The 16,019-nt window shown below is 42.2% G+C and carries 16 protein-coding genes and 1 pseudogene; 7 read left to right on the forward strand and 10 right to left on the reverse strand.

Annotated features, from left to right (window positions below):
• Positions 1 to 131, forward strand: a pseudogene (locus ACYZZR_RS08695) (IS1595 family transposase); the annotation flags it as partial.
• 9 nt (positions 132 to 140) lie between these two features.
• On the opposite strand, the gene ACYZZR_RS08700 reads toward ACYZZR_RS08695, so the two are convergent.
• On the reverse strand, positions 141 to 446 hold the full coding sequence (locus ACYZZR_RS08700) for an MFS transporter (protein WP_461533616.1): 306 nt from the start codon (positions 444 to 446) through the stop codon (positions 141 to 143).
• A gap of 345 nt (positions 447 to 791) precedes the next feature.
• The gene (locus tag ACYZZR_RS08705) at positions 792 to 968 is read right to left on the reverse strand and encodes a hypothetical protein (protein WP_461533617.1); all 177 of its coding nucleotides are present in this window, start codon (positions 966 to 968) and stop codon (positions 792 to 794) included.
• Positions 969 to 1,125: 157 nt separating this feature from the next.
• On the opposite strand from ACYZZR_RS08705, the gene fumC reads away from it, so the two are divergent.
• The gene (gene fumC / locus ACYZZR_RS08710; RefSeq protein ID WP_461533618.1) at positions 1,126 to 2,523 is read left to right on the forward strand and encodes a class II fumarate hydratase; all 1,398 of its coding nucleotides are present in this window, start codon (positions 1,126 to 1,128) and stop codon (positions 2,521 to 2,523) included.
• 7 nt (positions 2,524 to 2,530) lie between these two features.
• Complete coding sequence (hutI, locus tag ACYZZR_RS08715) at positions 2,531 to 3,778, forward strand: imidazolonepropionase (RefSeq protein WP_461533619.1); 1,248 nt, start codon at positions 2,531 to 2,533, stop codon at positions 3,776 to 3,778.
• A gap of 93 nt (positions 3,779 to 3,871) precedes the next feature.
• On the opposite strand, the gene ACYZZR_RS08720 is transcribed toward hutI, so the two are convergent.
• Positions 3,872 to 4,873 (reverse strand): hypothetical protein, encoded by a 1,002-nt coding sequence (locus ACYZZR_RS08720; RefSeq protein ID WP_461533620.1) that lies wholly within the window; start codon positions 4,871 to 4,873, stop codon positions 3,872 to 3,874.
• Positions 4,874 to 5,002: 129 nt separating this feature from the next.
• Here ACYZZR_RS08720 and ACYZZR_RS08725 point away from each other — a divergent pair, with 129 nt between their 5' ends.
• Positions 5,003 to 6,022 (forward strand): formimidoylglutamase, encoded by a 1,020-nt coding sequence (locus ACYZZR_RS08725; protein ID WP_461533621.1) that lies wholly within the window; start codon positions 5,003 to 5,005, stop codon positions 6,020 to 6,022.
• 59 nt (positions 6,023 to 6,081) lie between these two features.
• Here ACYZZR_RS08725 and carB read toward each other — a convergent pair whose 3' ends face one another.
• Together carB and rpmH are read right to left on the reverse strand one after the other, a co-directional pair.
• On the reverse strand, positions 6,082 to 8,934 hold the full coding sequence (carB, locus tag ACYZZR_RS08730) for a carbamoyl-phosphate synthase large subunit (RefSeq protein ID WP_461533622.1): 2,853 nt from the start codon (positions 8,932 to 8,934) through the stop codon (positions 6,082 to 6,084).
• Positions 8,935 to 9,036: 102 nt separating this feature from the next.
• Positions 9,037 to 9,195: a 50S ribosomal protein L34 gene (gene rpmH / locus ACYZZR_RS08735; protein ID WP_088342410.1), complete on the reverse strand. Its 159-nt coding sequence runs from the start codon at positions 9,193 to 9,195 to the stop codon at positions 9,037 to 9,039.
• Positions 9,196 to 9,420: 225 nt separating this feature from the next.
• Between rpmH and ACYZZR_RS08740 the strand changes: the two genes are divergently transcribed.
• Positions 9,421 to 9,936, forward strand: coding sequence for a DUF2892 domain-containing protein (locus tag ACYZZR_RS08740; protein ID WP_461533623.1), 516 nt, complete (start codon positions 9,421 to 9,423; stop codon positions 9,934 to 9,936).
• A 27-nt stretch (positions 9,937 to 9,963) separates the two neighbouring features.
• On the opposite strand, the gene ACYZZR_RS08745 is transcribed toward ACYZZR_RS08740, so the two are convergent.
• Positions 9,964 to 10,908: a lytic transglycosylase domain-containing protein gene (locus tag ACYZZR_RS08745; RefSeq protein WP_461533624.1), complete on the reverse strand. Its 945-nt coding sequence runs from the start codon at positions 10,906 to 10,908 to the stop codon at positions 9,964 to 9,966.
• A 143-nt stretch (positions 10,909 to 11,051) separates the two neighbouring features.
• Entirely contained in the window at positions 11,052 to 11,714 is a 663-nt protein-coding gene (locus tag ACYZZR_RS08750; RefSeq protein ID WP_461533625.1) for an alpha/beta hydrolase, read from the reverse strand.
• A 328-nt stretch (positions 11,715 to 12,042) separates the two neighbouring features.
• On the opposite strand from ACYZZR_RS08750, the gene ACYZZR_RS08755 reads away from it, so the two are divergent.
• Complete coding sequence (locus tag ACYZZR_RS08755) at positions 12,043 to 12,336, forward strand: GNAT family N-acetyltransferase (protein WP_461533626.1); 294 nt, start codon at positions 12,043 to 12,045, stop codon at positions 12,334 to 12,336.
• Between the two features lies 1 nt (position 12,337).
• Here ACYZZR_RS08755 and mtaB read toward each other — a convergent pair whose 3' ends face one another.
• From mtaB to ACYZZR_RS08770, 3 genes are all read right to left on the reverse strand, one after another.
• Entirely contained in the window at positions 12,338 to 13,675 is a 1,338-nt protein-coding gene (gene mtaB, locus ACYZZR_RS08760) for a tRNA (N(6)-L-threonylcarbamoyladenosine(37)-C(2))-methylthiotransferase MtaB (protein ID WP_461533627.1), read from the reverse strand.
• Between the two features lie 125 nt (positions 13,676 to 13,800).
• A complete protein-coding gene (locus ACYZZR_RS08765; protein WP_461533628.1) occupies positions 13,801 to 14,973 on the reverse strand; it encodes a GlmU family protein in 1,173 nt (390 codons plus the stop codon).
• Between the two features lie 80 nt (positions 14,974 to 15,053).
• Positions 15,054 to 15,305 (reverse strand): type B 50S ribosomal protein L31, encoded by a 252-nt coding sequence (locus tag ACYZZR_RS08770; protein ID WP_461533629.1) that lies wholly within the window; start codon positions 15,303 to 15,305, stop codon positions 15,054 to 15,056.
• A 176-nt stretch (positions 15,306 to 15,481) separates the two neighbouring features.
• On the opposite strand from ACYZZR_RS08770, the gene ACYZZR_RS08775 reads away from it, so the two are divergent.
• Complete coding sequence (locus ACYZZR_RS08775) at positions 15,482 to 16,006, forward strand: DUF4199 domain-containing protein (protein ID WP_461533630.1); 525 nt, start codon at positions 15,482 to 15,484, stop codon at positions 16,004 to 16,006.
• Positions 16,007 to 16,019: the final 13 nt, after the last annotated feature.

A 16,019-nucleotide genomic window follows, 5' to 3' on the forward strand; every position in this document is an offset into this window, starting at 1 on the left:
ACCTCAACGAGTTTGCTTTTAGGTTAAATCGTTCACAATCCAAACAGACCATTTTTCATAAAGCTATTGAAAGGATGGTAAAACATCAACCCATATATCAATATCAAATTACACAGAACTTAAATACATAACTCAAAATATCAAAAACAACAGCACTGCAAAAACAGTAAGAGAAAGCGTTGCCTTCCACATACCGACCAACAAGATAGCGGAGCCACTCCCATTACAAGAAGAATAGATGAAAATGCTTTGGCCACATCATCACCCGAAAAATAATCTCGAATAATAGCACTGTAGGCCACCATACCAACACACCCACCCAAGGCGAGTACGAGTCGCGTCCCTATAAGCCACCAGATATTGGGAGACCATGCGCAGCCTAAAGCCGCTCCGACATAAATGGCAAGTCCTACCAGTAATGGCTTCTTGCGGCCGTAGCGATCCAACAGGGGTCCGTAGATAAGTTGCCTAAATATATCCCTAGTGTAAGGGCTACGTGAGCATCATCGGTGTCGAGATCTTCTCTATTGCTGGAAAACCCGGGAGATACATATCTATAGAAAACGGTCCTATAGCGGCAATAAAGCCCAATATAACAATCAGAACGCGATGCTGTCGTTTTGTCATGCTTGTCGAAAAAATAAAGGTAAATAAAAAGAAAACGGCAAAAACAATGATAATCTCCAGCACGAGATAGTACAAAAATCGTTTTAACACGATTGCTACACAAATACAAAAAAAGGGGATTTATAAAAAAGAAAGAGGCCCCTTAAGGCCTCTCATGCGTTTTGTTACGCTGACGTCTGTTTAGCTTTTCTCGCCTCTCGCTTTTCTTTGATCATTTCCACAATAGCTCCGGTAACCCAATAAGGAATTGCAAAAGCAGTCAGGAAAACCATCAACCAGAATCCCATAAGAGCGATTCCCGCGAATGCTAAAAAGCCTAAATACTGGTCAAATTCAAACATAATTTCCGGAAATTTTCGAATTCAACACAAAAGTATCGTTTTTAATCGAAACGGCGAAAGTTTTTTTGCGAAACAATACATAATTCGGTAAAATAATTACCCGTTCCCCGGCAAAATATTAACTTTGTACACAGTGTAAAACATATAATTTATTTCCATGAACTACAGAATAGAAAAAGATACGATGGGCGAGGTAAAAGTACCTGCCGATAAATTGTGGGGTGCCCAAACTGAGCGCTCTAGAAACAACTTCAAAATAGGGCCTTCTGCCTCTATGCCACTGGAAATTATATACGGTTTTGCCTATCTTAAAAAGGCCGCAGCATACACCAACTGTGAGCTCGGGGTGCTTCCGGAAGAAAAAAGAGACCTCATAGCCCGCGTATGCGATGAGATTTTGGAAGGCAAACACGACGATCAATTCCCCTTGGTGATCTGGCAAACCGGCTCGGGAACTCAAAGCAATATGAATGTCAATGAAGTTGTCGCCAATCGCGCACACCAACTGGCTGGAAAAACTATAGGCGAAGGTGAAAAAACCCTGCAACCAAACGATGATGTAAACAAATCGCAGTCGTCTAACGACACCTTCCCTACCGGAATGCACATCGCTATTTACAAAAGGATAGTAGAAACAACCATTCCCGGAGTCACTCGCCTGAGAGATACCCTAAAACAAAAATCTGAAGCCTTTCGAAATGTGGTGAAGATTGGACGTACACACCTTATGGATGCCACCCCACTAACGCTTGGGCAGGAATTTTCCGGATATGTATCACAACTCGATCACGGACTTAAAGCACTAAACAACACACTCGACCACCTGTCTGAACTCGCTTTGGGGGGAACTGCAGTAGGTACGGGAATCAACACCCCACAAGGTTATGCCGAAAAGGTAGCCGCTTATATTGCAAAATTTACCGAACTCCCCTTTAAATCGGCTGATAATAAGTTTGAAGCTCTCGCAGCACACGATGCACTGGTAGAGACTCACGGCGCACTTAAACAACTGGCTGTATCTCTCAACAAAATAGCCAACGATATCCGACTTATGGCTTCCGGCCCCCGCTCGGGTATAGGAGAAATTATTATCCCTGCCAATGAACCGGGAAGCTCCATCATGCCTGGAAAGGTAAACCCTACTCAGTGCGAAGCGCTCACTATGGTATGTGCACAGGTAATTGGGAATGACGTTGCCATCGCTGTAGGAGGAACACAAGGGCATTACGAACTCAATGTCTTTAAACCAGTTATGGCGGCCAATCTGCTGCAATCGGCTCAACTCATAGGTGATGCCTGTGTGAGTTTTGAAGAGCACTGTGCCGTGGGTATAGAACCCAATCACAGCAGAATTACAGAATTGCTAAACAACTCTCTGATGCTGGTTACTGCCCTCAATACCAAAATAGGGTATTACAAGGCAGCCGAAATCGCCAATACCGCCCATAAAAACGGGACTACGCTCAAGGAAGAAGCTGTCAATCTCGGCTATCTCACCGCAGAGGAATTTGACGAATGGGTAAAACCAGAAGATATGGTGGGAGCTATGAAATAATGCACTCTTGAAAACGCTGATTACAAACATAAGGCAATTAGTACAGGTAAGAGACAAGCCTCCTTCCACCATCGCAGGGAAGGCTATGAAAATACTGCCTGTAATCGCCGATGCTTTTCTTCATATCGAAGATGATTACATCGCCGGTTACGGCAGTATGAGTGATCTTACTGACTATCGGGCAGACCGCCTTATCGATGCTTCGGGAAGGGTGGTGCTCCCGGCCTGGTGCGACAGCCATACACATATCGTATATGCCGGAAACAGAGAACAGGAGTTTGTCGACCGCATCAACGGACTCTCCTACGAAGAGATCGCCGCACGAGGAGGCGGAATATTGAATTCTGCTAAAAAATTGCAGGAAACCTCAGAAGACGAACTGTACCGGCAGTCGGCCGCAAGGTTGGAAGAAGTAATCGCTATGGGTACCGGGGCTGTGGAAATCAAAAGTGGTTATGGACTGGATACGGATGCGGAGCTGAAAATGTTACGGGTTATCCGCCGCTTACAACAAGCTTACGAGCTTCCGGTAAAGGCGACATTTCTCGGAGCTCACGCCATTCCCTATGCCTATAAAAACGACCGCAAAGCATATCTCGATATCATCATGGAGGAAATGATTCCGGCCGTGGGAGAACAGCAACTCGCTTCCTATATCGATGTGTTTTGTGAACAGGAATACTTTACTGTAGAGGAGGCCGACAGCATACTCAAAGCCGGACGAGCCTTCGGACTGATTCCCAAAATCCACGTCAACCAATTCCATGCCATCGGCGGGGTTCAGCTAGGGGTAAAACACCACGCACGCTCTGTTGATCATCTGGAAGTCATGAGAGACGAAGACATAGAGGTATTGAAGAATACGGTTACTATGCCTGTAGCCCTCCCCTCTTGTTCGTTCTTTCTCGGAATCCCCTACTCTCCGGCTCGAAAAATGATAGATAGCGGACTCCCTTTAGCGCTAGCAACAGATTACAATCCAGGATCTACTCCCAGCGGAAATATGAATTTTGTAGTGGCTACCGCTTGTATCAAAATGGGAATGACTCCGGAAGAAGCCATCAATGCCGCTACTGTAAACGGAGCCTATGCGATGGGGGTATCGGATACACACGGAAGTATTTCAGTAGGAAAAAAGGCAAATATCACTATCACAAAAAAGATTCCAGCCTATACTTATATTCCCTATGCCTTCGGAAGCCAACTGATCGATTCGGTACTGATAAACGGAAAGAAATTTGTCGGACAACAGTAGCCTGAGCACAGTTTCTGTGAAACCAAAAAACAAAACCGCCGGAAACATATATTCAATTTCCGACGGTTTTTTATTGTTGAGTTATCGAAAGTATTATTTAAGCGTAAAGCTAGACGAACCCAACTCTCTGAGTTTGCTGTCAAACACTTTTACCTCATAATTTCCGGGTTCAAAACTTTCACCTTCCTTCTCTACGTAATCACAGACGTCTAAGTCAGCATTCTCGTAGTAAAAAGTAGAGACTTTGCTGTAAGTTACACGCTGTGTGGCAGGTGCCTCTTCAGTCACCTCTTCTACAGCATTGTCGACCAAATCTCCAACTTCAGAAGAATCCTGGTTTGTGAGCTTGTCTTTGACCTCGGTAATCTTCTTAGCTACGGGCGGACTATAACTGGCCACTTGTCGGTCTCCAATAATACTGCCATTGGGTCCCGTTACCTGCACGTAAAACATAGTATCTCCAGAAGGAGCAATTCTGTTGGACGCTACGGTATAACAAACCTTGAGTTTATCCGCTCTTCTGTGACGATTTACAGAAACCAACTTTCCACTGTTACGCTCTCTAACAGCTTCCACTGAAAATTTAGACAAGCTCAAAGCCGAACCAGCATCTACCACCTTTGCGAGTTGAATATTCTGATTGAATATGGAGTCGGCGTATTGAGACTGGCGCTGCAGCGATAGCTGAGTACTGTCTCGTTGCATGGTCAATTCGGCATTGGAGCGACGTAAGGAGTCGTTCTGGGCGAGTAAAAATTCCCTCTCTTTTGTGAGCACATTTACTTGCCTTCTATAACGGTAGAGCGCAGCGATATCTGCCTTCATACTCTCCACAGAATCTATGTACTGTGCTATGCGATCACGAGCCGAAACAAGCTCCTGATTGGTCGAGTCACTTTCAGCTATGGCTCGATCGTAATCGGCTTTCAGATTGTTTAAATCCTCGACCACCATATTCTTTTGATTAGTGAGGTCTTCCGTAGTCTTTTTCTTATCGCTATACAGACTAGAAGTATAGATCAAAGTTCCTATCAGTGCTACTCCGAGTAGCGCTGCGAGAACCTTTAAACCGTTATTACTCTTTGATTCAGTCATAATAATTCGTTTTTAACTGTTAACGCCAAATTTTGGGTTTTGTTATATCTTAACATAAATATATATACGAATAAATTTAACAATTAGATTTTTATTTTCATATTTGTTTTAGCTTTTTAAACCTTATCCATGCGCAATTTTTTAAACTTGTACACCCTTGCAGACCTCGAAAAAATAATATCGAGAAGAAAAGGAGAAACTAAGTTTGGCGAACGTATCAGCTTGCTCAATAAGGGACAAGACTTGGAAGAACAGTTAGACGAATCCGACGCAAAATACGTTCTTTTTGGTATCCCTGAAGACATTGGAATCATCGGTAATTACGGCAGGCAAGGTGCACGTCACGCTTGGCAGGCCACTCTTACTCAACTGCTGAATACTCAGCACAATAAAAACAACAAAGCTAAAAAGGTTTTACTGTTGGGGGAGCTCGACTTTTCTGAAGAAATGCAGATACTGGCTTCTACTGCCGAAAGCGATCGTATCAAAAAGGCGCGTGAACTCACAGTACTCATCGACATCGAACTCACTGACCTGGTTAGAAAAATAGTCAAATCAGGTAAAAAACCGATTGTTGTAGGTGGCGGACACAACAATTGCTACGGCATTATCAAAGGTTGTGCTCTAGCCTTGGGCAAAGCGATAAACTGTATCAATGTAGATGCACATACCGATCTTCGCAAGCAAGAAGGCAGGCACAGTGGCAATGGTTTTTCATATGCATACCGCGAAGGATTTCTCCAGAAGTACTTCATTTTCGGACTGCACTTGAACTACACCCCAAAAAGTATTTTTAAAGGTTTTTTACAACAGGAAGAAAACATAAAACACCTGAGCTTCGAAGAATTGCTTCTAGCTCCCGAAAGCTCATTTGAATACTATATGGAACAAGCTCATCAATTTGTGCGAAAGGCAGCTTATGGGATCGAAATAGACTGCGATTCCATTCGCAATGTCCCGAGTAGTGCCGCATCCCCAACCGGTTTTAGTCCAGAGCAACTGAGAAAACTCATTTACTCCTGGAAAAACCACAAAAATGCCTTGTACCTACATATTTGTGAAGCTGCTCCCGATCCTGAAAATGAATGGGAAACCCGACTCACAGGCAAACTGATCTCATACCTTATCACAGACTTCACAAGAAAATAATTCCAGAAAAAAATCCACCTCTCTAAAAGAAGTGGGTTTTTTGTCTGATACAACTCTTATTATTTACTCAGATACATCTTTCTACGCGTATACAGGTCGTAGAACTGATCGTCTTTGAGACTGTCTATAAACAATATACCCTCTCCAGTACTCTTCATTTCCGGTCCTAGGTTTTTGTTTACATTCGGAAACTTGTTGAAAGAGAATACAGGCTGTTTAATAGCAAAGCCATTCAGCTTGGGATTAAAGTTAAAATCGCTTACTTTTTTCTCTCCCAACATAACCTTGGTCGCGTAATTTACATAAGGCTCTCCGTATGCTTTAGCGATAAAAGGCACTGTTCTCGACGCTCGTGGGTTTGCTTCTATGATGTAGACCACATCGTCTTTAACCGCAAATTGTATATTGATAAGCCCAACGGTATTGAGCGCTAGAGCAATCTTTTTAGTGTGGTCTTTAATCTGTTGCAACACAAACTCTCCCAGGTTAAATGGCGGCAGGGTTGCATTAGAATCCCCTGAATGTATTCCACAGGGTTCTATATGTTCCATTATACCGATAATATACACATTCTCTCCGTCGCATATCGCATCGGCTTCAGCTTCGATTGCTCCGTCGAGATAATGATCGAGCAACAGCTTGTTATTGGGTATCTTTCGCAACAGGTCGACTACGTGTTCTTCCAGCTCCTCTTTGTTGATTACAATTTTCATCCCCTGACCTCCCAACACATACGAAGGTCTTACTAAAATAGGGAAATCCAGTTCATCGGAAAGTTTTAACGCCTGTTCGGCAGTTTCGGCTACTCCAAATTCGGGATAGGGAATATTGTTTTCTTTCAGCAATGTGGAAAAGCTACCTCTATCCTCGGCCAAGTCGAGCGCTTCGTAGCTGGTTCCGATAATCTTAATGCGGTATTTTTCGAGTTTTTCCGCCAGTTTCAAGGCAGTTTGCCCACCTAGCTGTACGATTACACCTTCCGGTTTTTCGTGCTGTATGATATCGTAGATATGTTCCCAAAACACCGGTTCGAAATACAGTTTATCTGCAGTGTCAAAATCGGTCGATACGGTTTCTGGATTACAGTTTATCATAATGGTCTCATAACCGCATTCGGCTGCTGCCAACACTCCGTGTACACAGCAGTAATCAAATTCTATCCCCTGGCCAATTCGGTTAGGTCCGGAACCGAGTACCACTATTTTTTTCTTGTCGGTCACTACGCTTTCGTTATCCATATAACGCGTGCCATCTGGCATTTCTATCTCATCTTCGAAGGTAGAGTAATAATAGGGGGTTTGCGCTTTGAATTCAGCTGCACAGGTATCTACCAGTTTGTACACCCTTTTTACCCCCAACTCTTCGCGTTTCTTATGCACTTCGCTCTCCCAACAGTTCAACATATGAGCTATCTGCCTGTCGGCAAAGCCTTTCTGTTTGGCTTCGAGAAGCAAATCTTTAGGAAGCGATTCTACAGTATGGGTAGAGATCTCCTTTTCGAGCAAATGCAGTTCTTCGTACTGCTTTAGGAACCACATATCGATCTTGGTGATTTCGTGTATCCTACTCAAGGGAATCCCCATCTGTATAGCATCGTAAATTACAAATACCCTGTCCCAACTCGCATTGGTCAGTTTTTCGATGATTTGGTCGTAATTGGTATATCCTTTTCCATCAGCTCCCAAACCGTTTCGCTTTATTTCAAGCGATTGCGTAGCCTTGTGAAGCGCCTCTTGGAATGAGCGTCCTATTCCCATTACCTCTCCTACAGATTTCATCTGAAGTCCCAAAGTTCTGTCGGCGCCCTCAAACTTGTCGAAGTTCCACCTCGGTACTTTTACAATGACGTAATCGAGTGTAGGTTCAAAGAGTGCAGAGGTAGACTTGGTAATCTGATTGTCCAGTTCGTCCAAAGTATATCCAATGGCCAGCTTAGTAGCTATTTTCGCTATCGGATATCCAGTCGCCTTAGACGCAAGAGCCGACGAACGCGATACTCTTGGGTTTATTTCGATGGCTATAATATCTTCATTTTCATCAGGACTTACAGCAAACTGAACATTACATCCACCGGCAAAGTCTCCTATACTTCGCATCATATGGATGGCCATATCCCGCATTTTCTGGTATGTCTTATCCGATAGAGTCATCGCCGGAGCCACCGTGATAGAATCGCCTGTATGTATCCCCATAGGATCCATATTTTCTATGGTACAGATAATAACCACATTGTCGTTCTTGTCGCGCAACAGCTCCAACTCGTATTCTTTCCAGCCCAGCAGTGCCTTGTCGATCATCACTTCGTGAATCGGGGAGATCTCTAGTCCCCTAGTAAGCAACTCATCAAACTCCTCCTTGTGGTGTACAAAAGAAGCTCCTGCACCTCCCAGTGTAAAAGAAGCCCTGATAACCAAAGGAAAACCGAACTCCTGAGCAATTTCTTTTCCTTTTAAATATGAAGTAGCGGTAGCCTGGGGCGCCATTGGAACACCTATATTCAGCATCAATTCACGAAATTTCTCACGATCCTCAGTGATGTTGATAGCCTCTATATCTACACCGATGATTTCAACACCAAAATCTTTCCATATTCCTTTCTCATCGGCCTCTATACAAAGGTTTAGTGCCGTTTGCCCCCCCATAGTAGGCAATACGGCGTCAATATTTGGGTGCGCCTGTAGTATTTCTACCAACGACTTGGTGGTTAGTGGCTTCAGATATACGTGATCTGCCATAGAAGGGTCGGTCATGATCGTGGCGGGGTTACTGTTGATAAGCACGGTTTCTATCCCGTCTTCTCTCAACGACCTAAGCGATTGAGATCCGGAGTAATCAAATTCACAGGCCTGACCGATTACAATAGGACCGGAACCGATAATGAGGATGCAATTGAGATCTTTTCTTTTGGGCATTTCTTTGGTATTGTGTTACTTAAACGAATAAATTCTATCAGATATAAAAAAAGGTGTTACTTCTAAAAGCAACACCTTTATATGAATAGCATTTCAATAGCATTATTTCTTATGTCTTGGTTCGGAAGAGACCGATAATTTCTTTCTTCCTTTTGCCCTTCTTCGGGCAAGCACTTTCCTGCCATTGGCACTCGCCATTCGCTCTCTAAAACCGTGCTTGTTCCTTCTCTTTCTCTTTGAGGGTTGAAATGTTCTTTTCATTGTCTAATATCTTAAAATCTGCTTAAAAATACCTAATTGAATACGCACGAGATTCCTTTACAAAAGTGCGGCGCAAATATACAAAGACTTTTTATTTAGACAAACCATTTGAAAAATATTTTCACAGCATCGCTTATATTGATTTTCCAACAGCTGCCATAGGTGCAACACAAGATTTTTGCTAACTTTGCAGCCTTGTTTATCAGTGTACTAAAATAATACTATATGTTCAATAAAAACCTAAAATTAGTTATTGCTGCACTTATCATCGCTTATGCTGTATACCAGTTTGTCGATGGAAATATCGGAAACGGCATTTTCCTCATCCTGCTATCCGCTATTTTTATCTTCCTGTATTTCAGAAATGAGATGATACTCTTGGCCTTTTTACGCATGCGTAAACAAGATTTTGAAGGGACTACCAAATGGCTGAGTCGAATTAAAAACCCCGAAGCTGCTCTTATCAAAAAACAGCAAGGATACTACAATTACCTACAAGGTATTATCGCTTCTCAAAGCAATCTTACCCAAGCAGAAAAATACTTTAAAAAAGCGCTTAAACTAGGGCTTTCCATGAGCTACGACACCGCAATGGCAAAATTGAGCCTAGCAGGTATCGCCATGCAGAAACGTAGAAAGCGAGAAGCTACTATGCTGCTCAACGAAGCTAAAAAATTAGACAAACAGAATATGCTGGGCGAACAGATCAAGATGATGCAGCAGCAGATGAAACGAATCTAAAGTGGTGGGGTATTACTCCCACCCTAATCACTTCACCGAATAATATCCTTTTTTCGGGATTTCTATATAGTATTTCTTTTTGGATTTATTGTTCAGTTTTGTCTCTCGAAGCCAGGGATTGTGAATTTTAAGGATTTTGTAATTTATCCCGTGTTCTCTGGCAAAAGCAGCAAGGTTTTCTATCTCATAATCTACCATCACCTTTTTTGTAGGCACCTGTGTATACATGTGCTTCTGCTCTATATTAAAACCGTATTTAGCCGGATCGGACAAGATTTCTTTTAAGGCGAGTATTCTAAACACGTATCGACCGGTTTCGCTTCCGAGTAGCATATCGTAATAATCCTCAATCTCCTGTCTCTCCTGTTGCCTAGCTATTCCGTTTTGCCCGGCATTGTAAGCAGCCGCGGCAAGCGTCCAGCTACCAAATCTCTCTTTCGCTTTTTTGAGATACTCACAAGCCACCTCAGTCGATTTTTCCAGATGATAACGCTCGTCTACATTCTGATTGATCTCCATGCCATACTCCTTCCCCGTAGCACTCATAATCTGCCAAAACCCCGTAGCCCTTGCAGGAGACACCACATTTTGAAGTCCGCTCTCTATAACCGCCAAATACTTAAAGTCGTCCGGAATTCCGTGTTTCTTCAATATGGGTTCTATCACCGGAAAATATTTATGTGCTCTTTTGATTAGAAGAAGCCCATTAGACTGCCAATAGGTATTTACCAGAAGTTCTCTGTCCATTCGCTCTTTGATATCAGGCTCATCGAGAGGCACAGGTTCTCCTGCAAAACTCAAATTTTCTATAAAATCGATGGCGTATACATTGTAATCGTGTACTGCCTTATCGGCTATTTCTCTGTTTTTACCAGCTAGGTTATCCTTTTCATTACCTTGTACCGAACCCAAGAAAAATCCGGCTACGGCCACTATTCCAATTCCCATTAAACCTTTTTTTATCCACTCCATAAACTGCGATTTAATATTTTTAATACCCTTTGTATCTGTAACGTATATCTGAGTAATTTCTTGTCTCGACCGATACAGAAAAAAGAAAATCTCCTTGTAAAATCAGGGGCTCCAAAAGTACAAAATAAGAGCAAAACCAAGCTTTAATTTTCGATGAGATCGGGGAGCTGCTCATTAAACCATTTAAAACGGTTGATAATCATAATATGCGTCCCCCCTTTCACCTCAATACAATCTTTTATATACTTGATAGGAAATACGGCATCCTTATCACCGTGTATGTGAACAACTCCTGAAATTGGAACCTTTCGCCTCCAACTCACAATCTCATTAATCGCCCAGTCTACATAATTCTTATCGCTTATGGTGAGGTATTTTTTATAGAGTTCCAACCTTTTGACTACAGCTTTACCAAAAGCGTATTTAGCGAGAAGTTCTACATTGGTAGCCAAGGAAGTTGGCAACAGTTTATGAGCTCCGGTACGACTGGCAAATTTCATTCTACGGGGGAGTTCGCCGCGGGTCTTTACACTCGATATGACAATGAGTTTTCTCGGTTTTACAAATGCTTCCATTTCCTGAATCAGTATTCCTCCAAACGAAACTCCGATCAAAACCGGATTTTTGTGGTGGATGTTTTCACTCATCCTCCGGGCGTAGTTTACAAGACTCTCCCCTTTTAGTGGAGACATCCATTCCAATTTGAACACCTCAAAACGGTTGGGAGGAAGATGGATGTGTTCGAAGATAAGTGAACTCGCAGCCATTCCAGGCATTAAATAGACCGGTATTTTAACATTATTCATCAAAAAGCCTATGTAATTGGGTAATAGAATTTTATATATTTTTTGTATCTTTGTAAACACATTCCGACTCGTAGTTTTTCACTTCTGTAAAAATGCATCGAGCCGCGATGTTTCCCAAATCTGAAACCTGACCGGCTCGTACAAATTTAGAACGGTTTTCAGGCTTTGCAAAAGAAATCAGCAGTATTCTTCCTCTGACATAGGTGAAGAATATCAGTAAAAATGGCTGAAATTAGATTTTCATTTATTCGCCAGTAGGTATACGGCATGAAAAGTGTAAAATTTTGCCGTGTATTCCGGTTTGCGTAAAAACTAAAAAAATAAAAAGATGAGTAGTGAGGTAGCTGTCAAGGACAATGATTTTTTGCGCCAGTTTGAAACCCGTATCGACGGCAAATTGGCAAAAATTGAATACTCTTCGCAGGAAAAAAAGATTTTCCTGACCAAACTGGTAATTCCCGAAAATTTAGGTGACGATTTTAAAGACGACTTTATCATCTCTGTATTGCAACTCGTAGAACAAAGAAACCTAAGGGTTGTACCGACGAGTCCGGAAATAGCCCGCTTCCTCAGAAAACACAAGGAATACAAAAATTTACTACCTGTAGGAATACGTATATAAATCAGGACGCAAAGGCCTCTTCCCCTACAAAATCGAATTGCACCATTCCGTCTTCATCTATATTTTTGAGGGTCACGGTATGTAGAGTGTTCACCAATTCCGGATTCCAAGGCGCTTTTACCTTTACGTAGTTTTCAGTAAACCCGTGAATATATCCAGACTTGTTTTCCCCTTCAAACAACACGGTTCGGGTAGTTCCGATCTGGCTTTCGTAAAAAGCTCGTCGTTTTTTTACCGAAAGTCCGCGCAGCATTTTACTGCGTTTGGCCCTTATATTTTTGGGTACTACGCCATCCATTTCCGCAGCGAGGGTGTTATCTCGTTCCGAATAGGTAAATACGTGAAGATACGATATATCCAGATCGTTCAAAAAGTGGTAAGTCTCCAAAAAGTGCTCGTCTGTTTCTCCGGGAAATCCGACAATAACGTCCACTCCAATACAAGCATGTGGCATCATCTCTTTGATCTTCCTCACTCGGTCTACATAAAGCTCGCGTAGATACCTGCGTCGCATCCGCTTCAATACATCATTACTCCCCGATTGTAGCGGAATGTGAAAATGAGGTACAAAAGTCCTGCTTTCCGCTACAAATTCTATGGTTTCATTCTTTAACAAATTGGGCTCTATTGAAGAAATACGCAAGCGTTCTATCCCCTCTACTTCATCAAGCGCCTGTACCAGGTCGAGAAAAGTGTGTTCGTGTGTCTTGTTCCCGAATTCCCCTTTCCCATAATCTCCTATATTCACTCCGGTAAGAACAATTTCCTTAATATTCTTACGAGATATTTCCCTTGCATTGTGCAATACGTTTTCTAAGGTATCACTACGCGATATTCCTCGCGCAAGCGGAATAGTACAATAGGTACATTTATAATCACAACCGTCTTGAACTTTCAGAAAGGCTCGAGTGCGATCACCTATAGAATAACTACCCACATAAAAATCGGCCTCCTCTATTTCACAAGAGTGTACTTCGCCAAAATCATTTTTGGAAAGGTCGTTGATATAATCGGTAATTTTAAACTTTTCGGTAGCACCCAAAACCAAATCTACCCCATCTACCGCTGCGAGTTCTTCCGGTTTTAATTGAGCGTAACAGCCCACGGCAGCTACAAAGGCTTTTTCGTTGGACTTCAACGCCTTTCTCACCACCTGTTTAAACTGTCGGTCGGCATTGTCTGTTACCGAACAGGTATTGATCACATAAATATCTGCCTCATCTTCAAAGTCTACACGATCAAATCCTCTATTTTGAAAATTCCTGGCAATGGTAGAAGTTTCTGAAAAATTCAGTTTGCATCCCAATGTGTAAAAAGCCACCTTTTTTCTCTGCTCCATAGTTCTTACCGATTACAATGGCTTCATTTTACAAAGAAGCCTACAATTAATTTTCCGGCGTAATTTCGGGGTGCAAAGTTACTAAAGTATTTGAACTAACCCACTAATCCTTAATTCCAAACACCCTATTGCTCCCGCCATTTTTTGGTAGCTTCGTATACGTATCCCAAAATACGGGCATCTTCTTCTGTAAAATCGACATCGCGCCTTAGTGAAGCTCTTTGTGCCGTAACAAGGGCTTTGGGCAACCGATATTCCGTAAAGCCATCGTCACCGCCCCAAGAAAAATCGGGTACAAAATTGGGAGGAAGCCAACTGCCGTAAATATTGACATTTACTCCCACCACCGTTCCGGTGTTAAACATGGTATTGATCCCACATTTGCTGTAATCGCCCATCATAAGTCCGCAAAACTGTAATCCCGTGTTTTCAAGCTCTCCCGTAGCGTAATTCCACAACTTTACTTCGTCGTAATTATTTTTCATATTAGAGCTATTGGTGTCAGCTCCCACATTACACCACTCTCCCAAAACAGAATTACCGAGAAAACCGTCGTGTCCTTTGTTGGAATACGCAAACAATACCGAATTGTTAATCTCCCCTCCTACCTTGCAGTGCGGACCAATAGTGGTTGCTCCGTAAATTCTCGCTCCCATCTTAACAACACTGTGCTCACCAAGTGCAAAACCTCCGCGAATATGACATCCTTCCATCACTAGCGAATCTTTACCGATATAAATAGGTCCGTCTGAAGCATTAAGCGTAGAAAAATACAGCTGTGCCCCTTCTTCTATAAAAATATTTTCGGGAGCTATAGTCTGCACTCCTTCAGGAATGGGACAGCTTTTTCTACCTTTCGTAAGCAATTCAAAATCCTTGCGCAACTCCTCTGCATTCTTTGCAAATATATCATAGGTATTTTCTAAACGCTGTAGTGTACCGGGATACTCCTTTTTCCGATACCTAGACAAGTCCTTATCTGATATGTCGTCAGTACAATAAGCTATCTCTAATCCGTTGTAAATAATCACCTCCCCGGGTTTCAGGTTTTGCACGGCATCTGCCAATGCGCTATCCGGCAAAAAAGAAGCGTCGATATACACGTTCTCCTCTTGGATGACTTCCGGAAATTTTGCAGAAAGGTATTTTTCGGTACGCACCGAAACAGTATTGTTCAACAGTCTGTCCCACTTTTCTCGTACAGTGAGTATCCCTATTCTTATCCCCGCTACCGGCCTGGTGTACGTAAAAGGCAGCAGTGCATTGCGAACAGAACCGTCAAACAAGATATAATTCATCGTAATAATGTGTAAGTTTTGGGTAAAAATAAAAAAACCTCTGATTTCTCAGAGGTCTTATAAGTTATTAATTTGCAAAATTACTTTTTGAACTTCGCATATTTGTTTTTAAACTTGTCGATACGTCCGGCAGTATCTACCAATTTAGATTTACCGGTATAGTAAGGGTGAGATGTTCTTGAAATCTCCAGTTTAATCAGAGGATATTCAACACCTTCTACCTCTATGGTCTCTTTTGTGTTTGCAGTAGATTTGGTGATAAAAACATCGTCGTTAGACATATCTTTAAACGCAACCAATCTATAGTTTTCCGGATGTGTACCTTTTTTCATCGCCGTGATATTTATTTCTTTCTCCTAAAATTCGAGCTGCAAATTTAGTTATTTTTTGTATATATGCAATACCATTACAAAAAATTGTAGTACAAAAAGATTATAGTCTTAGAAGGGTATAACAAAAACCTTCCCTATTACGACAAACTGATTACTTTTAACCAAAAATACAACTAATGATAGAAAACACAACACCCACCGGGAAATTTGCACTGAATTACGGACTCCTCCTCGGAGGTATCAGCGTAGTATTCTCATTGATTCTTTTCAGCATGGATCTCCACTATCAGGGAGGATCTAGCGTATTTATTGTATCTGTACTCAGTATGCTGGGATGTATTATTGCGGGACTCATACAATACAGAAAGGTCAACGGAGGATATATGACTTTTTCACAGGGACTGAAAATTGGGGTAGGAATATGTCTTATCGGCGGAGTAATTACTATGCTCTTCCAGTTTGTGCTCTCTAATGTCTTAGACCCTGAGATGACGGCTAAACAATTGGATATAGCACGGGCACAAATGCAAGAACAAGGTCTCGGAGCCGATGAAATAGAAGCCCGGATAGAAATGGCTAAAAAATTCACCGGACCCTTTATCCAAGCCGCATTTGGTCTAATAGGCAGTGTATTTTTTGGCTTTGTACTTTCTATCATCCCTGTACTAGTCCTCAAAAAAAGTAATCCGGAATACTCGTAGGATCAAAAAATTA

The organism is Sinomicrobium sp. (genome assembly GCA_029266035.1).
Classification (GTDB): Bacteria; Bacteroidota; Bacteroidia; order Flavobacteriales; family Flavobacteriaceae; genus Sinomicrobium.